Below are 19,145 nucleotides of genomic sequence, written 5' to 3'. Positions count from 1 at the left end.
CTGCTTGCCGTTAAGGCAGAAAAGAATAGGTTTGCAGCGTTCGCGAAGGGAGATGCAGGTCAGTGCTCGGGCGTATTCTGGTTTTTCTGGGCGGACTGCTGGTCTTGGTGCTGTTTTCAGCGCTGCTCATTCCCTATTTCGTCGACTGGACGGATTTCCGCCGCGACTTCGAAGACCAGGCAAGCCGCATTCTGGGCAAGAAGGTGGTGGTGCACGGCCGGGTCGAAGCCCGGCTTCTGCCTTTCCCTTCGGTAACGCTGCATGACGTGCGCGCCGGAACGGATGCGGATGGATCGCCGCTGATCCAGGTCGCGCGGTTTTCCATGGATGCCGAGTTGGCGCCGTTCCTTTCCGGCGAAGCGCGCATCTTCGACATGCGTATCGAGGAACCCAAGGCGAAGATCCGGCTGTTGAAGGACGGCACGCTGGACTGGATGCGCGGCAGCCGGGCGGAAATTCCCGCCCGCACCGTGGTTCTGGAAAGCGTGCAGATCGAAGGCGGGCAGATCGAATTCATCGATGAGCAGTCCGGGCGGAACCGTGTCGTGACCGGCCTCAATGCCGACATGTCCGCCAATTCGCTGGCCGGACCCTGGAAAGCCGAAGGACGCGCCGCCCTCGACGGGCATCCGGGCTCGTTCTCGCTTTCGAGCAGCGAGCCGGATTACGCCAATGGCCGCATGGGGCTGAGGCTCCGTCTCGTGCCCGATGAACATCCTGTCGAAGTTGATCTCGACGGCGCGATTGCGGCGACGGCGGGGAAACCCGCCTATAGCGGCTCATTCTCCTTCAGCTTCCGGGAAGATGAAAAGCAGAAACAGCAGGCGGGGCAATCTCTCTTTTCCTCACCACGCACGCGCGGCAGTTTCGAACTGACCAATGAAAGCGTTCGTATCCCGAGCTACCGCATGGAGCTTGGCGCCACTGAAAACCCCTATGTCGTGACCGGTGAAGCGACGCTGGATACCGGCGCCAAGCCGGAATTCCTGCTCACCGCAGATGGCCAGCAGATCGACGTCGCCCGCTTTGCGCCCCCCGTGGTGCAGACGGGCAAGACTTCGCGCCAGCCAACCGTCTCGGTGCGGCAGCGCATCGAAGCCTTTGCCGCCATGGTGGCCCGCATTCCGGTGCCGCCGGTGCCGGGCAAGGCGAGCATCAGCCTTCCCGCGCTCGTTTCCGACGATACGACGATCCGCGACATCAGGCTGGATGTGCGCCCGGATGGCAGCGGCTGGCAGGTGGTGAATGCCGTGGCGACGCTGCCGGGCCGGACGCAGCTCGAAGCCAAGGGATCGCTGACGCTGCTCGGCGGCCCCGCCTTCAACGGCAATCTGCTGCTCGCCTCCAACCAGCCCTCGGGGCTGGCGAACTGGCTTTCCGGTTCGGTCGATCCCGCGATCCGCCAACTTAACGCCGCCGGTTTCTCCGCCGATGTCTCGCTGACGACGCTCAACCAGCGTTTTAACAATCTGGAACTGGCGATTGGTGATGCGTCTCTGAAAGGCGAGCTGGAGCGGCGTTCCGACGGCAAGACCTCCAATCTTTCCATCGATCTTGCCGGCAATGAAATCGATCTCGATGCCCTGCGCGCGCTCGGTAGTCTCGCCCTTGGCGATCAGGTCGGAAGCTCGGTTCTCGACCATCGCATCACCGCGAAATTCAAGGCCGACCGGTTCAACATGGCCGGTGTGACCGCCAATCATGTCGAGACCGCCTTCACCATGGCGGGCGGGGTTCTCTCGCTTGAGAACATGACGGCCGGTGATATTGCCGGCGCGGAGGTGAAGGCAAAGGGCCAGTTGCAGGGGTCGCTGCTGAAATATGCCGGCAAAGGCACGGTGAACTTGCATGCAACCGATATGCAGCCGTTCCTCACCATGCTGCAGCAGAAGCTGCCGAACCATCCCTTCCTGACCCGCCTGGCGGCGAGCGCACCCTGGTACGCCAATTCTGATCTTGCCCTGGATGTATCGGTCAACAGTGATAATGGCGGCGCCAACGTCGCCGTTTCCGGCACCGTCAATGGCAGCCGTCTGTCGGCTGTCGCCAAGATGCCGGATTTCCTGTCGATCACGGACGATACGGCCATGTCGCTGGAAGCGGTGCTGAAGAACCAGTCGACGGCGATCCTGTTCGGACAGGCGGGGCTTGATCCGCTGCCCTTCGATGCGGATGGGGAGGGGCTCCTTTCCGTCAAGCTCAATGGTACGCTCGGCTCGCCCGCCCAGACCGAACTGCGTTTTTCGACGGAACGCACGCATTTTTCGATGAATGGTTCCTTTGCCGTTGCGGCCGCCAATTTCGGTGAGGGCAGCGCGGATGTGGCGCTCGAAAGCGCTGACATCGAACCCTATATGATCATGAATGCTGTCGGCCTGCCGCAGCTCGGTGGCGGCATGGCGCTGAAAGCCAATGCCAAGGTGGCGGTGGATGGGCAGAAGATCGCTTTTTCCTCAATCGGCGGGCAGGCGGGTGGCAATCCTTTCTCGGGCAATATCACGGTCCAGCGCGCCGCGCCTCATCCGGTCACGGGCGATCTTTCGGTCAGAACGGCCGATCTCGCCTGGCTGGGAGATGCGATCTACGGGCCGGTGATCGACCCGGAAACCGGCGCGCTGAATGCAAAGCCGCTTGCCATGCCTGCATTCCCGCAACTCAAGGCGTCGCTTGCTTTGAAGGCGGAAAGCTTCGAGGCTGGCCCCTTCGGCACGGTCACGGGCGTTTCGGCCAAGCTCACGCATGATGCGGGCAGTCTCTCGCTTGACGACGTTGCCGGCACCTTCATGGGCGGCAAGCTCGCCGGACGGCTTGCCATGTCCACGGGCGAGGGTGCGGGCATTTTCCGCAGCAAGATCGCGGTGACCGACGCCAATCCGGAGCCGATCCTGTGGGCCAATGCCAACGGGCCTGTTGCGACAGGCCGGGTTGCGATTGATCTCACGGCGGAATCGACCGGCAAAAGTGTCGGCGAAATATTGAAATCGGCTGGTGGATCAGGTGAAGTCCGTGCCGGAGGGCTTGTGCTGAAGGGACTTAATCCCGGTGCCCTGCCACCGATCCTGCAGGCGGCCGATGGTTTGCAGCAGCCGATCGATGCGCCAAAGGTGCGGCCGCTGGTGGATCAGAGCCTGTGGCAGGGTGAAATCGCGCTCGGTGATGTTGCCCTGCCATTTTCGCTGAATGGCGGCGCGCTTCATTTCAAGAATTTGCGTGCCGGCATCGATCCGGTGACGCTGAGCGCCGATGCGACCGTCGACATTGCCGCTTCGACCGTGAATGGTGACCTCGATCTCGTGTTCAATCCCGGCACCGAAACGGTCGCCGGTGCTGAACCGTCCGTGCGTCTCAACTATAACGGCCCGCTTGCCGCGCCTGCCTTGACGACCGATGTCTCCGCGCTCAGCAATTACCTCTCTCTTCGGGCCTTCGAAAAGGAACGGCGCCGGGTGGAAGCCATGCAGGCCAGCGTTCTCGAGAAGCAGCGCCTGCGCCGCGAAGTGGCGCTCTACCGCTCCCAGGCGGCAGAACGGCAGGCCGAGAAGGAACGGGCTGAGGCGGAAGCCAAGGCCAAGGCCGAAGAAGAGGCACGCTTAAAAGCCGCGGCCGAAGAACGCCTGCGCCAGGAAAAGGAACAGCAGGAGCGGTTGCAGCAGCAACAGCAACAGCCGCCGGCACCCGAGCGACAGTCTGCACCGGCTCTGGTGGTGCCGCCGACGGAAGACGCCATCCGGCAACTGGCACCGGAAAATGCGCCCGCCACGCCGTAAGCTCCAAGGACAGGAAAGCCGGTCGCTCTTCAATTTCGTGAAGATCGCGCCAAACGCTCCAACGTCATCCTCGATCTTGTCGCTATTATCTGCAACCGATTGATTTTATTCGACGTGATTAGATCCTCGGCACAGGGCCGAGGATGACGCCGAGGGGATGGTCGCCCTTCCCAACCGGCTTCAGGCCTCAATCAAAATTTAAACCTGATAGCAGTGGCTTTGCCTACGGATTGATGGCAATCCTCGTTTCCGGAGACGGCAGAAGCCGTCTGTCGCCTCGGGGGAGAGGCGGGGAATGGACAGTCTGAGAACACTAGTCGGAGGCAAGGCTACGCAATACGGGAATGCCTTGCAGCGCAGACTAGGCCGCCAATGTTTAATGAATGCTTTCACGGCGTTATGAGTTTTCGACGGGAATTTTTATAGTCGGCTGCTGGCGCACGGTATGGCAGTCTGCGATCGATGTGACATGAAGGCCGCGCCGGTCTGGATCAGCGGGTTTTCAGCCAGTTCAACACGTAAACCCGTAGCGATGACGACAGATTGCTGTCGGTCGGGCGGCTGTCGTCTATTTCGGCAAGCAGGGCGGCGAAACTGATCTTGCGTCTTTCGGCGATGATTTTCAGTTCGTCCCAGAAGGCATCCTCAAGCGAGATGCTGGTGCGGTGGCCATGCAAGGTCGCGGAGTGTTTGCGGATCATCAGATCGGTCTCCGGCGGATCCGGTTGGAAATCTCGATCATGTCTCGCCGGCAAGTCCCTGTTTTGCGATTCTTTTTTCGAATCCCGAAATCCGCTGCGGTGAGTTGGTCCGTCAGTCTTTACCGGCCCCGTCATCGCCTTTTTCGAGCCGCCCCTGATCCAGCGCCTTTTCGGCTTTGTCGTTCAGGGCCGAGGTGAGGTTCTTTTCCGTCTTGGTGCGGCCGTGAGACAGGCGGTTCTGCTCCGCCTGTTTTTCTTTTTCGCTACGCGCCTTTTGTTTGCGAAACTGACGCAGATTGACGATATCGGCCGCCATGGGGATATGTCTCCTTGAGTTTCACGAGGCTGGGTTTCAAAAGGCTTGGGGCAGAAGCCGTTATTGCTTCTTGCGGAAAGCATCCAGCGAAACGACGGAGCCTTCCTTCTTTTCCTCACCCGATTTGGGTGTTTCGGAAGCGGGCTTCGCCTCGTGGGAAACGGGGTAAGCGGTGATTTCCGCTTCTTCCATTTCTTCCTCTTCGGCCAGAGGCACATCGAACTCAAGCTCGAAATTGACGGAAGGATCGTAGAAGCCTCTGATGGCATTGTAGGGAATAACAAGCTTTTCCGGCGTATCGGAGAAGGAGAGGCCGATTTCGAATCCGGTTTCCGTCACCTTCATATCCCAGAACTGGTGCTGGATGACGATGGTCATCTGTTCGGCGTATTTCGACTTGAGGTGCTGGGAAATCCGCACTCCCGGCGCGCCGGTCAGGAAGGTGATGAAGAAGTGATGGTCGCCGGGCAGGCGGCCGGTAGCGGCCACTTCACCCAAAACCTTACGAATAACGCCGCGAAGGGCATCCTGTGCGAGAATGTCGTAACGGATATGATCCTGCCCCATGCGGTCCTGTCTTTCCCTTATTCGAACGTCTTTTCATGCGTGGCGCGGCTTGCGCGCCCGGGACGCTGTAACACTTTGAATCTTCGCGCAATCCTTGAGCCGGGATCATTCCCGATCCTGACGGCTGCGCTTTGCCCAAGTATACGCAATGTCCCGAACGGCAGCAACGGAAAAGCCGACGCCGTTTGCAAGTCAGCTATCATATAATCAATTCAGGCAAAATGGAGAAGGTGGAGGTTTCTGTTGCCAGGTACCTCCGAACCCCGCCTTACGGGGCTAACCGTAAGGACTTAGAGCGGAATTCCCGCACCGCCATTAGGCAGCGAGAGCGTATTCCTTAGCGTTGTTGTCATTTGCAACTACACTTGTGACCCGATAACGGCGGTATCATGCCGAGCAAAAGTTCGATCTTTACGCCCTTGTCGATCCTATTTCGCCCCCATCAAAAGCCGGCCTCATCTTGAGATCCCGCCGGTTTTTGGTGGAGGCGCCGGGTACCGCCCCCGGGTCCAATAGGTTTATTACACCGACCGTTTATCGCCATAGCCGGGTTGCCCCGGCAAGGCTCATATAGGCGTTTCGCCGGCCTTAGAAAAGGGGGGTGATGACAATTCCATGAAAAGGTTTCGTCATTGTGGTCCGTAATTTAGACTATTCTTGACGACGGGAGATTGCTGTCCCATTCTCCTGCAACCGGTCACCAGAAGTAACGTTGCGCCGGGGACACACGAAGGAGTTGATATGACCGACTATCTCGCAGATGTGAAGAAATACGACGCAGCAGCCGACGAAGCCGTGGTCGGCAAGATCGTCAAACATCTCGGCATTGCCCTGCGCAACCGGGATTCGTCTCTGGTGTCCGCTTCCGATCCGGAAGAGCTTGCGCGCGTGAAGGCTAGCTGGTGCGGCAAGAAGCTCGGGGTCACCGACGACAGCGCCGACAAGGCAATCGCCACTGTCGCAAAAGCCATGGCTGCGGATCGCTCCAAGTCTCGCGTGACCTTCTATTATCTGGTGGCCAAGGAACTGGGCAAGCTTCAGTCGCTTTGATCTGAGCCGGGGATAAACCCGCATTAGGTGATTGGTTCTGCCGCCCTGTGCTATTATATTCCCTTGATATCAGGGAATCGGCGGCAGAACGCATGAAACAATATCTCGATCTTCTCCGGCATGTGATGGAAACCGGCTCCGACCGCGGAGACCGCACCGGCACCGGCACGCGTTCGGTATTCGGTTACCAGATGCGTTTCGACCTTTCCGAAGGTTTTCCGGTTCTCACCACCAAGAAACTGCATCTGCGCTCCATCATCCATGAGCTGCTGTGGTTCCTGAACGGCGATACCAATATTGCCTATCTCAAGGAAAATGGTGTTTCCATCTGGGATGAATGGGCCGATGAGAACGGCGATCTCGGTCCGGTCTATGGCGCGCAATGGCGATCCTGGCCGGCGCCTGATGGCCGCCATATCGACCAGATCGCGCTTCTGATCGAGGCGCTTAAAACCAATCCCAATTCCCGCCGCCATATCGTTTCGGCCTGGAACCCGGCGTTGGTGGATGAGATGGCGCTGCCGCCCTGCCATTGCCTGTTCCAGTTCTATGTGTCTGATGGAAAGCTCTCCTGCCAGCTTTACCAGCGCTCGGCCGATATTTTCCTCGGCGTGCCCTTCAATATCGCGTCCTATGCGCTGCTGACGCTGATGGTCGCGCAGGTCGTGGGCCTCAAGCCCGGCGATTTCGTTCATACGCTTGGTGATGCGCATATCTATGCCAACCATTTCGAACAGGCGCAGCTGCAGATGACGCGTACGCCGAAGGCCTTGCCGACCATGCGCCTCAACCCTGACGTGAAAGACCTTTTCGGCTTTAAGTTCGAGGACTTTACGCTGGAGAATTACGAGGCCGATTCAAGCATCAAGGCACCGATCGCGGTATGAGTGAGCCGCGCGTCACCATCATCGTTGCGGTCTCCGAGAACGGCGTCATCGGCCGCGATCTCGACATGCCATGGAAGCTGTCGACCGATCTGAAGCGCTTCAAGGCGATGACGATGGGCAAGCCGCTCATCATGGGCCGCAAGACGTTTCTGTCTGTCGGCGAACGTCCCCTCCCGGGCCGTCCGCATATCATCGTCAGCCGAAATGCCGATTACCGGCCTGAAGGCGTCGACGTCGTTTCGTCGCTGGACGAGGCCGTGAAGCTTGCAAAAACGAAGGCTGTGGAACTGGGCGTGGACGAGGTTTTTGTCGCCGGCGGTGGCGAGATTTACCGTCAGGCCATGCCCTTTGCCGATCAACTTTCCGTCACCCATGTGGCGGTAAAACTCGATGGCGACACTTTTTTTCCGGAAATTGATCCCGCCGTTTTTGAGAAAACCGAAGAAAAGGCCGCGTCCGCAGGGGAAAAGGACAATTATCCGGTTCTGTTTACCACTTATGTGCGACGAGCCGCGGCAAAGTGAACTATTTACCTCGATTGGGTATTTAGTTACCACCTCTGCGTTGAAACAGGCGCTTCTCCTTCCTATAACGGGTCGATATTCCCGCCGCACGCGAGCAATCGCTTACGAACGGAACCGGGAGAGGCTTTTATAAAGAGGTATTGATGCCCTGGAGCAATCAGAATGGCGGCGGCGGCCCATGGGGCGGCGGCGGTGGAGGAAACAACCAGGGCGGCGGTGGCGGCCCATGGGGGCAGGGGCCTAACCGGCCTCGCGGCGGTGGCGGCGGCAATGGCGGCCCGCCCGATCTGGAAGAGATCATCCGGCGCAGCCAGGACCGTTTCAAGAATGTGCTGCCCGGCGGCTTCAATGGCGGCGTGGTCGCCATCGTGGTTCTCGTCGTTCTGGTGTTCCTCGGCATCCAGTCCATCTACACCGTCCAGCCGGACGAGCGCGGCGTCGAGCTGCGTTTCGGCCGTCCGAAGGACGAAATCTCGATGCCTGGCCTGCATTTCCATCTGTGGCCGATCGAGACGGTGGAAATCGTCAAGGTGACCGAGCAGCAGCAGAATATCGGTTCGCGCGCCTCGTCGTCTTCGTCGAGCGGCGTGATGCTGACCGGCGACCAGAACATCGTCAACGTTCAGTTCTCGGTGCTCTATACGGTCTCCGATCCGAAGTCCTATCTCTTCAACGTCGACGCCCCGGCGGAAACGCTGCAGCAGGTTTCCGAAAGCGCCATGCGCGAAGTCGTTGGCCGTCGTCCGGCGCAGGATATCTTCCGCGATAACCGTCAGGCGATTGCGGCGGATGTGCGCAGCATCATCCAGTCCACCATGGACGGTTATGGCGCGGGCATCTCCATCAACGCCGTGGCCATCGAAGATGCGGCTCCGCCGCGCGAAGTGGCCGATGCCTTCGACGAAGTGCAGCGTGCCGAACAGGATGAAGACCGCTTCGTTCAGGAAGCCAATCAATACGCCAACCAGAAGCTCGGTGCCGCACGCGGTCAGGCCGCGCAGATCGTCGAAGAGGCGAACGCCTACAAGTCGCGTGTCGTCAACGAGGCGGAAGGTGAGGCGCAACGCTTCATTTCCATCTATGACCAGTATCGCACGGCGCCTGAGGTCACCCGTCAGCGCATGTTCCTGGAAACGATGGAGCAGGTCCTGAAGGGTTCCAACAAGATCATCATCGACGAGAAACAGGGCGTGGTGCCTTATCTGCCTCTGAACGAGATCATGCGCAACAATCCGGGCGCAGCACAGCAGGGAGGCAACTGATATGGGTAACCGTCTTACGGCCGTTCTTGTCGGTCTCGCCGTCCTGCTTTTCCTCGGTTACTCGTCGATCTTCGTCGTCAACGAGCGCCAGCAGGCCATCGTCGTCCGCTTCGGTCAGATCCAGGATGTGAAAACGGCGCCGGGCCTCTATTTCAAGCTGCCCTTCGCCTTCATGGATGCCGACCGCGTGCAATATGTCGAGAACCGCGCGCTGCGCTTCGATCACGACAATATCCGTGTTCAGGTCTCCGGCGGCAAGTTCTATGAGGTCGATGCCTTCGTGGTTTATCGCATCACGGATGCGCGCCGCTTCCGGCAGACGGTCTCGGGTGACCAGATGTCGGCGGAATCGCGCCTGCGCACCCGTCTCGACGCATCGTTGCGTCGGGTCTACGGTCTGCGCGGCTTTGAATCCGCACTTTCGGATGCACGTGCATCGATGATGCAGGAAGTGCGTGACGATCTGCGTCCCGATGCGGAATCGCTCGGTATCAGCATCGTGGATGTCCGCATCCGTCGCACCGATCTGACGCAGGAAGTGTCGCAGCAGACCTTCGAGCGCATGAAGTCGGAACGTCTTGCCGAAGCCGAACTTATCCGCGCACGTGGTAATGAGGCGGCGCAGCGTCGCCGGGCCGTTGCCGACCGTGAGGTGGTGGAACTCGAGTCCACGGCCCAGCGGCAGTCCGAAGTGCTGCGCGGTGAAGGCGATGCCGAACGCAACAAGGTCTTCGGTGTGGCTTTCCAGCGCGATCCTGATTTCTTCGAGTTCTATCGCTCCATGTCTGCTTACGCCAATGCGTTGAACGGTAATGGCACGACGCTGGTCCTGTCCCCGGATTCGACCTTCTTCCGTTATTTCAACAATATCAACGGTGCGCCACCTGCGGCTCCCGCCGCACCTGCGCCAGCGCCGGCGAACTGATAGCGGATCAACTGATTTTGGAGGGGCCGGTTTTTACCGGCCCTTTCTTTTTACTCCGTTTTCGTGCCAATGCTGTGGCTACGGGCAGGACATCCCCGCCTGTTCACGAAAAGGTATTTTTACACTTCATCATTCCGCCTTATGCTTTGACGATATAAGCAGGGCATGACGATTTGAAACGCGAGGACGCTTATGGCCGTGACCCTTCTTTCGCCTTTTCGCAACAGCATTGCCGCAGTTGCGGGTATCGCGCTTGTGGCGGGCAGCCTTTCGGCGCCGGTTGCGGCAAGAGCGCAGAGCCATGGGCCGGAATCGGTGGCTGATCTTGCCGAGCCACTGCTCGATGCGGTGGTGAATATTTCGACGTCCCAGAACGTCAAGACCGAGGGCAAGGGTCCAGTTCCGCCGAAGCTGCCGGAAGGTTCGCCCTTCCAGGAGTTCTTCAAGGATTATTTCGACAGCCAGAAGCCGGAGGGCGGCGAAAAGGTCAATTCGCTCGGGTCGGGTTTCGTGATCGATCCGGCTGGCTATGTCGTTACCAACAACCACGTCATCGAGGGTGCTGATGCCATCGAGGTGATTTTCCCGAATGGCTCGAAGCTCAAGGCGACGCTGGTCGGCACCGATACCAAGACCGACCTTTCGGTCCTGAAGGTGGAGCCGAAAACGCCGCTGAAGGCCGTGAAGTTCGGCGATTCGCGCAGCATGCGCATCGGCGACTGGGTGATGGCTGTCGGCAACCCGTTCGGGCTTGGCGGATCGCTGACCGTGGGCGTCATTTCCGCGCGCGGCCGCAATATCAATGCCGGCCCCTATGACAATTTCATCCAGACGGATGCGGCCATCAACAAGGGCAATTCCGGTGGCCCGCTCTTCAACATGAAGGGTGAGGTGATCGGCATCAATACGGCGATCATTTCCCCGAGCGGCGGTTCTATCGGTATCGGTTTTGCCGTGCCGACGGAGCTCGCCCAGAATATCGTGCAGCAGCTCATCGAATTCGGCGAGACCCGCCGCGGCTGGCTCGGCGTTCGCGTTCAGCCTGTTACTGATGACGTGGCGGCGAGCCTCGGCATGGAAAGCGCCAAGGGCGCGCTGATATCAGGCGTGGCCAAGGGCGGCCCGGTGGAGAACGGCCCGATCCAGGCCGGTGATGTCGTCCTGAAATTCGACGGCAAGGATATCAATGAAATGCGCGACCTCCTGCGCATCGTGGCGGAAAGCCCTGTCGGCAAGGAAGTCGATGTTGTCGTCTATCGCGACGGCAAGGAGGAGACCGTTAAGGTCAAGCTCGGGCAATTGCAGGATACGACCGACGAGAAGGCCTCGACCGACGACCCGCAGGGTGAAGACGGTGATGGCAGCATGGTTGCCCCCGACGATAAAGACGGTGGCGACGATCAGGCGCAGGACCAGACACCTGAAGTGCGCGAAGCACCGCAGACCGTGCTCGGCATGAATCTGGTGGTGCTGAGCAATGAATTGCGCACGGAAAAGGGCATTGCGGAAAGCGTGGAAGGCGTGCTTGTCGCAAGCGTCGATCCCGGTTCTCCCGCCGAACAGAAGGGCATGAAGGCCGGCGACGTTATTGTCGAGGTCGGACAGGATTTCATGGAAGTTCCTGGCGATGTGCTGGTGCGTGTGAACGGCCTGAAGTCCGAAGGCCGCAAGAATGCGCATATGATGGTGGCGGATGCTCAGGGCAATCTGCGCGTGGTGGCGTTGCCGATGGAATAAACGCTTTTCGCCCGATCCGTCAGGAATCGGGTGGTTGCGGCCCCGTCGGGTCCTTATCCCTTGGTCTCCATCAAACGGAGGCCAAGGATATGAAATTACTCGAAAACAAGGTTGCCATCATCACCGGCGCGTCATCCGGCATCGGCCGGGCGACGGCGATGCTGTTTGCCACGCAAGGCGCGGCAGTCGTCATCAATGCGCGCGGTGAAAAGGCGCTGCAGGAGGTTGCAGCCGACATTCGTGATACCGGCGGCCGTGTCCATGCGGTTGCGGGCGACGCCGGCGTTGCGGAAACCCATTCCCGGTTGGCGGATGCGGCCGTGGGCGTTTTCGGTGGCCTCGATATCGCGGTCAACAATACGGGTGGGGTGGGGGCCATGAAGCCGCTGGCGGAGATTTCGCCCGAAGAATGGGATCATGTGCTCAACGTCAATCTCACCTCTGCCTTCCTTGGCGCTCGTTACCAGATTCCGCCGATGTTGAAGCGGGGTCGTGGTTCGATCGTCTTTACGTCAAGCTTCGTTGGCACCAGTGTCGGCATACCCGGTATGGCGGCTTATGGAACGGCGAAGGCCGCGTTGATGGGGCTGGTGAAAGGCATTACCGCCGATTATGCCGTCAGCGGTATCCGCGCGAATGCTCTTCTACCCGGCGGTGTCGATACGCCGATGGCTGGAGACACGGCGCAGAAGGAATGGGCTGCCGGCCTACATGCGATGAAGCGCATTGCAGAACCTGAAGAAATTGCGCAAGCCGCACTATTTCTCGCAAGCCCCATGGCAAGCTTCGTCGCCGGGGCGGCGCTGTTTGCCGATGGCGGCAATGCTGCGGTGAAATGACCTTCGGAACTGGCGGGCAGGCGTCTTATCTTGCCCGCCATTCCTCCAGCGTCAGCGCATAGGTGACGTGCGGCCGCAGATGCGGGTGCGTTTCTTCCGGCACACGCGGATGGTCGAAATCGCGGGAAGGATCACGCCTCAAGCCGATGCGTTCCATGACCGCCGTCGAACGATGGTTGTCGTGGACGGCGAAGGAGACGATTTCCGGCGTCTCTTTTTCATCGAAAGCCATGACAAGCAGCGATTGCGCGGCTTCGGTGACATAACCGTGCCCCCAGAAGCGGGTGGCGAGCCGCCAGCCGATTTCCATGGTGCCGATCGGGAAGGGCGGATCGAGGTTCATGACCGGCGATATGCCGCAGAAGCCCATAACCTCGCCGCTCTCGCGCAGTTCCATGGCATAAAAGCCATAACCGCTGCCGCGGATCATGCCGTTGATGGTTTCCAGCACCGCGTCCGCTTCCGCATGGCTGCGGCGGAAGGGGAAAAATTCCATGACCTTCTCGTCCGCGTTGATTTCGCGGAACAGGTCGCGGTCGCTCTCCTTCCATTCGCGCAGAATGAGTCTTTCTGTCTCACGAATGATCATGGAGTGACAAAATCCGTCTTGCGATAGCCCTGGATGTAGAGAAGCGCGGTCAGGTCGCCATGGTCGATGCGCATCTGCGCTTCGGCGGCCACGGCGGGCTTGGCGTGCAGGGCAACGCCTGCGCCAGCCACATGCAGCATGCCGAGATCATTGGCGCCATCGCCGACCGCCATCGCCTCTTCAGACGAAATGCCGAGCCTTGCGGCAATGTCGTTCAGCGCGTCCACCTTGGCCTGTTTGCCGAGGATGGGTTCGGCAACGGTGCCATCAAGCTCGCCATTGGCTTCGCCGAGCAGATTGGCGCGGTTCTCATCAAAACCAAGCATCGCAGCGACGCGGTTGGTGAAGACGGTGAAGCCGCCGGAAACGAGGGCCGTGTAATAACCCTTCGCCTTCATGGTGGCGATCAGCTCCTTGCCGCCTGATGTCAGCGTGATGCGCTTTTCGATGACGTCATCGATGACAGAGACCGGCAGGCCCTTCAGCAATGCGACGCGCTCACGCAGAGCCGGCTCAAAGGCGATCTCGCCATTCATCGCACGGGCGGTGATGGCGGAGACCTTGTCCTTCAGCCCGACTTCGGCGGCCAGCTCGTCGATGCATTCCTGACCGATCATGGTCGAATCCATGTCGGCGATCAGCAGCTTCTTGCGCCGCTGGTCCTGCTCCTGGATGACGATATCGATCGGTTTCCCGATAAGCGCGGCTGCAATCGCGCTGCGCGCCTGTTCGGCTGCGGTGCCCAGGGGTAGGGCGATATCGCAGGCGATGCCATCGGCCAGCCAATAAAGGCCCGATGCATTGACCGCCTTTGCCGCGGCTTCGCCGAGGGCCGGGGTCAGAACAGGATTTGACGGATTGGCGATAAGCGTGGCAACCAGAGCCATGATGAAAAACCTTGATCAGAATTTTGATGCGATCCTGATAACCGGCCCGACGGCAAGCGGCAAGTCCGCGCTTGCGCTTCGCTTAGCGCGGGAGCGGAACGGTGTGGTCATCAACGCCGACAGCATGCAGGTTTACGACACGCTGCGGGTGCTAACCGCCCGGCCTTCCAATGATGAAATGGAGGGCGTGCCGCATCATCTCTACGGCCATGTGCCTGCTAGCAGCGCGTATTCGACCGGCGAATGGCTGCGGGATATTTCCGGCCTGCTTTCGGATCTGCGCGGTGAGGGGCGTTTTCCAGTTATCGTCGGTGGTACGGGGCTCTATTTCAAGGCGCTGACCGGGGGTCTTTCCGATATGCCCGCCATTCCCGATGACATTCGCGAGGGGCTGCGCGCCCGGCTGATCGAAGAGGGGGCGGCAAAGCTGCACGCCGCATTGGTCAGCCGCGATCCGCCCATGGCGCAGATGCTGCAGCCGGGAGACGGGCAGCGTATCGTCCGGGCGCTGGAAGTGCTCGAGGCGACGGGAAAATCGATCCGCGATTTCCAGCGCGCCAGCGGCCCGATGATTATCGATCCCGAACGGGCGCAGAAATTCGTCGTCCTGCCGGAGAGGCCGGTGCTGCATGACCGTATCAACCGCCGTTTTGAGGCGATGATGGACAGTGGTGCGGTGGAGGAGGTGCAGGCGCTTCTTGCGCTCAATCTAACGCCCGATGCAACGGCGATGAAGGCGATCGGCGTCGCTCAGATCGCCGATATGCTGACTGGGCGCATGGGTGCGGCGGAGGTGATAGAAAAATCGGCGGCTGCGACCCGCCAATATGCCAAACGGCAGATGACCTGGTTCCGCAACCAGATGGGGGATGACTGGACGCGCATCCAGCCGTGAAAGGGGCCTAATCCTTGCGGTAGAGGCTGCCGAGCGGTTTTTTCAACAGGCTTTCGCGCAGCGAAGGGCGCGTCTCACCGGGTGGCGGGCCATTCTGCGCCTGCATCTGGAAACCCGCCTTGCGCAGATCGTTGACGGCGCCGGCGGTGGGGTCCGTTGAGGCCGCATTGGGTGGCGCAGTCGGCGTGCGTCCCGGCAGCATATCCGGGCGGTAGGGTTCATATCCCTCCGCTGCGGGCGTCCCCAATTCGCGCTTCCAGCGGTCGATATCGTCTGCCGACTGGAATACGGACGGTTCCGGCTGGTCGGAAAAAGCCGCTTCCACGCTTTGCTGGAAGCCGGTGATAACGGGCTTGGCCGTGGCGCGCATGCGGGTGACGATGCTGTTCAGGTCGACCGTGTCGGGGGTTTCATGGTTCATATGGCTGGTCGTGCCGCTCGCCTTCGGCAGCTTGGCCGTGGTGACACGGTCGAAGCGCATGCGCATCGGCACATTCACGGCCTCACCGAAGGCGATGGCTTCGCCATTGCCGATGGAGGAGAGAAAGCTCGTGGTCGAGGTCGAGGCGTTCGGCACGGCGGAGAGAATGATCTTCTGGTCGATCTCGTTCGACAGCCGCATGGCGAATACGGTCGAGCATTGCGACAGGATGGTCTGGTCCAGTTCGCTTGGCCGCTGGCTGATGACGCCGAGTGAGATGCCGTATTTGCGGCCTTCCTTGGCGATCTGGGCGATGGATTGCCGGGTGGGGAAAAAGCCGCGCTCGGGATCAGCCGGAACATAACGGTGCGCTTCTTCGCAGACGATAAGCATATGCAGCGAACCGCGCGCCAGCACTGCCAGTTCGAAGGACATGCGGCAGAGCACCGAGACCACCGAATTCACCACTTCGGAGGGGATGCCTGACAATTGGAAAACCGAAATCGGCTTGCCTTCTCCGGGGATGCGGAAGATATGCGCGACGGTCTCGAGAATGTTGTCGTTGATCGTATTGCTCGAGAACATGAAATTATAGCGCGTATCGTTGACGGCCGAGAGGATGCGGCCCTTCAGCGTGCGCAGGGCGGGTTTTTCGCCGCGTCCTTCCAGCCTTCCGATGCGCTCATCGATGAGGGCGAGAAGATCGGCGATGCGGTATGGCACCGGCGTATCCGGCGTGATCGCGCTCTTGTCGGATGTGCGGCGGACGGCTGACCCTTCGGTGCCGCGAAATGCCTTTTTTGCTTCGGGAATGAGGTCCCGGAGGAAATCCATCTCTTCCGGCACGGGCTTGCGGCCGCGGAAAATCACCTCGGCAAATTCCTCGAGCCGCATCAGCCAGAAGGGAAGGTCCAGCGTGTCGGTATCGATGACGACGGAATGATCGGGAAAAGCGGCCGCGAATTCATTATGCGGATCGAGAATGAGGACGCGCAGTTTCGGGTCGGTCTCGATCGCCTTGTTTAGAAGCAGCGAAACGGCGGTGGTCTTGCCCACGCCCGTCGATCCGACGACGGCGAAATGTTTGGCAAGCATCTGCGGAATGCTGATGGCAGCGTTGATCGTGTCGTCCTGCGTCAGCTTGCCGATGACGCAGGCATCGCGTTTGCCGCTGTCGTAAATCTTTGCAAGATCGCTGGTGCGGATGCGGTGCGCCACCGCGCCGAGATAAGGGTAACGGGAGATACCGGTGGAAAAACGTTCGCTGCCGTCTTCGGTGCGATAAACTTCACCCACCAGTTCCACGTCGATCAGCAGCCTGTTTGGCGTGTCCGCTGCCCAATGGTCGTCGCCGGTGCGCATGGAAAAGACCAGCGCAGTGACACGACTGGTGCCCATTTCGATGGAAATCAGGCGTCCGACGGACCAGAGCTGCGACACATCGGTGGAGCCGGGTTCCGTTTCGGCGGCAATGGTGGCGTTGGCGCCGTTACAGGCGATGACGCGGCCCAGCATGCGGTTAGCCGGTTGCTCGCCGGATCGCCGTTCGTTTTCGTCCATGCGGGACGCGTTATGAGACGTGTCGTTATTCACATTTTTTCCCGGTACATGCGGATGATCGCGGTGGTTCGGGCAGCATCTGCGCTCTCGAGATTAAAAGATTATGCTTAACAACAGGTGTATCAGCCGCGTTCGAAAATTTCGCCAAAGCGCCCTGCGGGGTAATAAAAGAAGGCGGCGGTGATTTTTTCCCGCAATATGCGTTGACGGCTGGGGCGTTTGTGGCTAACACTCCGGCCCATGAAAAATCTTAACGTACTTATCGTGGTGGGACGGCGCATGGGCAGGATGGTGTAACCATCCGGCGAAAGCACCCATGCGCTGAACGAGGCTCCTCTAGGGGCCTTTTTTTATGTCTTCAAACAGGCCCTCGGGCTCCTCGATATCCAAAGCCAAAGCGGGATGGAAACAGGCAATGACGGATAAGGACAATACGGAAAACAGCAATCGCATGACAGGTGCGGAGATTGTTCTGCAGGCGCTGAAGGATAACGGCGTCGAGCACATCTTCGGTTATCCCGGCGGTGCCGTTCTTCCGATCTATGACGAGATTTTCCAGCGGGAAGACATTCAACACATTCTCGTGCGCCACGAGCAGGGCGCCGGCCATGCCGCTGAAGGGTATGCCCGCTCCACCGGCAAGGTCGGCGTCATGCTCGTCACGTCAGGTCCTGGCGCCACCAATGCGGTGACGCCGCTGCAGGATGCGCTGATGGATTCCATTCCGCTCGTCTGCCTTTCCGGCCAGGTTCCGACATCGCTGATCGGTTCCGATGCGTTTCAGGAATGCGATACCGTCGGCATCACGCGCCCCTGCACCAAGCACAACTGGCTGGTCAAGGACGTCAACGAGCTGGCCGGCATCATCCACGAGGCCTTCCGCATCGCGCAGACTGGCCGTCCGGGCCCTGTCGTCGTCGATATTCCGAAGGATATCCAGTTCGCCACCGGCACCTATACGCCGCCTTCCGCCGCCATCCAGCAGAAGAGCTACAAGCCGAAGGTTCAGGGCGATCTCAACGCCATTCACGCCGCCATCGACCTGATGTCCAAGGCGAAAAAGCCTATCTTCTATACTGGCGGCGGCGTCATCAATTCCGGTCCGGAGGCGACAAGGCTGCTGCGTGAACTGGTCGAGCTGACCGGTTTCCCGATCACCTCGACGCTGATGGGTCTCGGTGCCTATCCGGCTTCCGGCAAGAACTGGCTCGGCATGCTGGGCATGCACGGCTCTTACGAAGCCAATATGACGATGCATGATTGCGATGTCATGGTCTGCATCGGCGCGCGTTTCGATGACCGTATTACCGGTCGTATCAATGCGTTTTCGCCGAATTCCAAGAAGATCCATATCGACATCGACCCTTCCTCGATCAACAAGACCGTTCGCGTCGACGTGCCCGTTATCGGCGATGTCGGGCATGTTCTGGAAGACATGGTTCGCCTTTGGCGCGCCTTGCCGACGAAACCGGAAAAAGCGCAGACGGCCGACTGGTGGTCGCAGATCGAGCGCTGGCGTGCCCGTAATTCCTTCGCCTACAAGAACTCCAAAGATGTCATCATGCCGCAATATGCATTGCAGCGGCTTTATGAGGCGTCGAAGGGACGCGACACCTACATCACCACAGAAGTCGGCCAGCACCAGATGTGGGCGGCGCAGTTCTTCGGCTTTGAGGAGCCGAACCACTGGATGACCTCGGGCGGCCTCGGCACCATGGGTTATGGTCTGCCTGCGGCTATCGGCGTGCAGGTTGCGCACCCCGAGGCGCTGGTCATCGATATCGCCGGTGATGCCTCGATCCAGATGTGTATTCAGGAAATGTCCTGCGCCATCCAATACGGCCTGCCGGTGAAGATTTTCATCCTCAACAACCAGTATATGGGCATGGTGCGCCAATGGCAGCAGTTGCTGCATGGCAACCGTCTGTCCAACTCCTATACCGAAGCCATGCCCGACTTCGTCAAGCTGGCGGAAGCCTATGGTGCCGTCGGCATGTATTGCGACGATCCAAAGGAACTGGACGACAAGATCGCCGAGATGATTGCGGTCAACAGGCCGGTCATCTTCGATTGCCGCGTTGCCAATCTCGCCAATTGCTTCCCGATGATCCCATCTGGTAAAGCCCATAACGAGATGCTGTTGCCGGATGAGGCGACGGATGAAGCTGTTGCCAACGCCATCGATGCCAAGGGCCGTCAGCTAGTCTGAGCCGGGAGA

The 19,145-nt window shown here is 59.7% G+C and carries 16 protein-coding genes and 1 other RNA gene; 10 read left to right on the top strand and 7 right to left on the bottom strand.

Annotation, left to right across the window (positions count from 1 at the left end):
* The first annotated feature begins 62 nt into the window (after window positions 1–62).
* A complete protein-coding gene (locus tag NYR50_RS08750) occupies window positions 63–3,767 on the top strand; it encodes an AsmA-like C-terminal region-containing protein (protein ID WP_418135659.1) in 3,705 nt (1,234 codons plus the stop codon).
* 491 nt (window positions 3,768–4,258) lie between these two features.
* On the opposite strand, the gene NYR50_RS08745 is transcribed toward NYR50_RS08750, so the two are convergent.
* From NYR50_RS08745 to ssrA, 4 genes are all read right to left on the bottom strand, one after another.
* Window positions 4,259–4,468 carry a ribbon-helix-helix domain-containing protein gene (locus tag NYR50_RS08745; protein ID WP_174008843.1) on the bottom strand — a complete coding sequence of 70 codons (210 nt, stop codon included), beginning with the start codon at window positions 4,466–4,468 and terminating at the stop codon, window positions 4,259–4,261.
* 112 nt (window positions 4,469–4,580) lie between these two features.
* Complete coding sequence (locus NYR50_RS08740; protein ID WP_006311774.1) at window positions 4,581–4,784, bottom strand: DUF4169 family protein; 204 nt, start codon at window positions 4,782–4,784, stop codon at window positions 4,581–4,583.
* A gap of 60 nt (window positions 4,785–4,844) precedes the next feature.
* Window positions 4,845–5,351, bottom strand: coding sequence for an SspB family protein (locus NYR50_RS08735; RefSeq protein WP_006311775.1), 507 nt, complete (start codon window positions 5,349–5,351; stop codon window positions 4,845–4,847).
* A 229-nt stretch (window positions 5,352–5,580) separates the two neighbouring features.
* Window positions 5,581–5,951, bottom strand: a transfer-messenger RNA (tmRNA) gene (ssrA, locus tag NYR50_RS08730).
* A gap of 141 nt (window positions 5,952–6,092) precedes the next feature.
* On the opposite strand from ssrA, the gene NYR50_RS08725 reads away from it, so the two are divergent.
* The 7 genes from NYR50_RS08725 to NYR50_RS08695 all read left to right on the top strand — a co-directional run bounded on the left by NYR50_RS08725 (window position 6,093) and on the right by NYR50_RS08695 (window position 12,575).
* A complete protein-coding gene (locus NYR50_RS08725; RefSeq protein WP_006311776.1) occupies window positions 6,093–6,401 on the top strand; it encodes a DUF2853 family protein in 309 nt (102 codons plus the stop codon).
* 92 nt (window positions 6,402–6,493) lie between these two features.
* A complete protein-coding gene (locus tag NYR50_RS08720) occupies window positions 6,494–7,288 on the top strand; it encodes a thymidylate synthase (protein ID WP_006311777.1) in 795 nt (264 codons plus the stop codon).
* On the top strand, window positions 7,285–7,812 hold the full coding sequence (locus tag NYR50_RS08715; protein WP_010972020.1) for a dihydrofolate reductase: 528 nt from the start codon (window positions 7,285–7,287) through the stop codon (window positions 7,810–7,812). The genes NYR50_RS08720 and NYR50_RS08715 overlap by 4 nt, the downstream gene beginning before the upstream one ends.
* Window positions 7,813–7,955: 143 nt before the next feature.
* Window positions 7,956–9,074, top strand: a complete 1,119-nt coding sequence (hflK, locus tag NYR50_RS08710) for an FtsH protease activity modulator HflK (RefSeq protein WP_006311785.1) — start codon at window positions 7,956–7,958, stop codon at window positions 9,072–9,074.
* 1 nt (window position 9,075) lies between these two features.
* On the top strand, window positions 9,076–9,999 hold the full coding sequence (gene hflC, locus NYR50_RS08705; protein WP_006311787.1) for a protease modulator HflC: 924 nt from the start codon (window positions 9,076–9,078) through the stop codon (window positions 9,997–9,999).
* Between the two features lie 192 nt (window positions 10,000–10,191).
* Window positions 10,192–11,736: a Do family serine endopeptidase gene (locus NYR50_RS08700; protein WP_418135658.1), complete on the top strand. Its 1,545-nt coding sequence runs from the start codon at window positions 10,192–10,194 to the stop codon at window positions 11,734–11,736.
* A gap of 89 nt (window positions 11,737–11,825) precedes the next feature.
* Window positions 11,826–12,575: an SDR family oxidoreductase gene (locus NYR50_RS08695; protein WP_418135657.1), complete on the top strand. Its 750-nt coding sequence runs from the start codon at window positions 11,826–11,828 to the stop codon at window positions 12,573–12,575.
* Window positions 12,576–12,600: 25 nt separating this feature from the next.
* Here NYR50_RS08695 and NYR50_RS08690 read toward each other — a convergent pair whose 3' ends face one another.
* Both NYR50_RS08690 and serB read right to left on the bottom strand, forming a co-directional pair.
* The gene (locus NYR50_RS08690) at window positions 12,601–13,164 is read right to left on the bottom strand and encodes a GNAT family N-acetyltransferase (RefSeq protein WP_418135656.1); all 564 of its coding nucleotides are present in this window, start codon (window positions 13,162–13,164) and stop codon (window positions 12,601–12,603) included.
* Window positions 13,161–14,051 carry a phosphoserine phosphatase SerB gene (serB, locus tag NYR50_RS08685; RefSeq protein WP_418135655.1) on the bottom strand — a complete coding sequence of 297 codons (891 nt, stop codon included), beginning with the start codon at window positions 14,049–14,051 and terminating at the stop codon, window positions 13,161–13,163. The genes NYR50_RS08690 and serB overlap by 4 nt, the downstream gene beginning before the upstream one ends.
* On the opposite strand from serB, the gene miaA reads away from it, so the two are divergent.
* A complete protein-coding gene (miaA, locus tag NYR50_RS08680) occupies window positions 14,050–14,946 on the top strand; it encodes a tRNA (adenosine(37)-N6)-dimethylallyltransferase MiaA (protein WP_418135654.1) in 897 nt (298 codons plus the stop codon). The two genes, serB and miaA, sit on opposite strands and share 2 nt — an antisense overlap.
* Window positions 14,947–14,953: 7 nt before the next feature.
* On the opposite strand, the gene NYR50_RS08675 is transcribed toward miaA, so the two are convergent.
* On the bottom strand, window positions 14,954–16,960 hold the full coding sequence (locus NYR50_RS08675; RefSeq protein ID WP_418135653.1) for an ATP-binding protein: 2,007 nt from the start codon (window positions 16,958–16,960) through the stop codon (window positions 14,954–14,956).
* 382 nt (window positions 16,961–17,342) lie between these two features.
* On the opposite strand from NYR50_RS08675, the gene NYR50_RS08670 reads away from it, so the two are divergent.
* Window positions 17,343–19,136 carry an acetolactate synthase 3 large subunit gene (locus NYR50_RS08670; RefSeq protein WP_418135652.1) on the top strand — a complete coding sequence of 598 codons (1,794 nt, stop codon included), beginning with the start codon at window positions 17,343–17,345 and terminating at the stop codon, window positions 19,134–19,136.
* Window positions 19,137–19,145: the final 9 nt, after the last annotated feature.

Origin of the sequence: Agrobacterium sp. El2ro-1b (assembly GCF_048298475.1) — a bacterium.
GTDB classification, from domain to species: domain Bacteria; phylum Pseudomonadota; class Alphaproteobacteria; order Rhizobiales; family Rhizobiaceae; genus Agrobacterium; species Agrobacterium fabrum.
The sequence above is the reverse complement of the archived record's forward strand: the minus strand, read 5'-3'. Positions and strand labels throughout refer to the sequence as shown.

Bases quoted from the DNA above. Each gene is read 5' to 3' on its own strand.
- miaA (WP_418135654.1), top strand. From the start codon at position 14,050: ATGATGAAAAACCTTGATCAGAATTTTGATGCGATCCTGATAACCGGC.
- NYR50_RS08740 (WP_006311774.1), bottom strand. From the start codon at position 4,784: ATGGCGGCCGATATCGTCAATCTGCGTCAGTTTCGCAAACAAAAGGCG.
- serB (WP_418135655.1), bottom strand. From the start codon at position 14,051: ATGGCTCTGGTTGCCACGCTTATCGCCAATCCGTCAAATCCTGTTCTG.
- NYR50_RS08700 (WP_418135658.1), top strand. From the start codon at position 10,192: ATGGCCGTGACCCTTCTTTCGCCTTTTCGCAACAGCATTGCCGCAGTT.
- NYR50_RS08690 (WP_418135656.1), bottom strand. From the start codon at position 13,164: ATGATCATTCGTGAGACAGAAAGACTCATTCTGCGCGAATGGAAGGAG.
- NYR50_RS08745 (WP_174008843.1), bottom strand. From the start codon at position 4,468: ATGATCCGCAAACACTCCGCGACCTTGCATGGCCACCGCACCAGCATC.
- NYR50_RS08735 (WP_006311775.1), bottom strand. From the start codon at position 5,351: ATGGGGCAGGATCATATCCGTTACGACATTCTCGCACAGGATGCCCTT.
- NYR50_RS08670 (WP_418135652.1), top strand. From the start codon at position 17,343: ATGACGGATAAGGACAATACGGAAAACAGCAATCGCATGACAGGTGCG.
- hflK (WP_006311785.1), top strand. From the start codon at position 7,956: ATGCCCTGGAGCAATCAGAATGGCGGCGGCGGCCCATGGGGCGGCGGC.
- NYR50_RS08725 (WP_006311776.1), top strand. From the start codon at position 6,093: ATGACCGACTATCTCGCAGATGTGAAGAAATACGACGCAGCAGCCGAC.
- NYR50_RS08695 (WP_418135657.1), top strand. From the start codon at position 11,826: ATGAAATTACTCGAAAACAAGGTTGCCATCATCACCGGCGCGTCATCC.
- NYR50_RS08715 (WP_010972020.1), top strand. From the start codon at position 7,285: ATGAGTGAGCCGCGCGTCACCATCATCGTTGCGGTCTCCGAGAACGGC.
- NYR50_RS08720 (WP_006311777.1), top strand. From the start codon at position 6,494: ATGAAACAATATCTCGATCTTCTCCGGCATGTGATGGAAACCGGCTCC.
- hflC (WP_006311787.1), top strand. From the start codon at position 9,076: ATGGGTAACCGTCTTACGGCCGTTCTTGTCGGTCTCGCCGTCCTGCTT.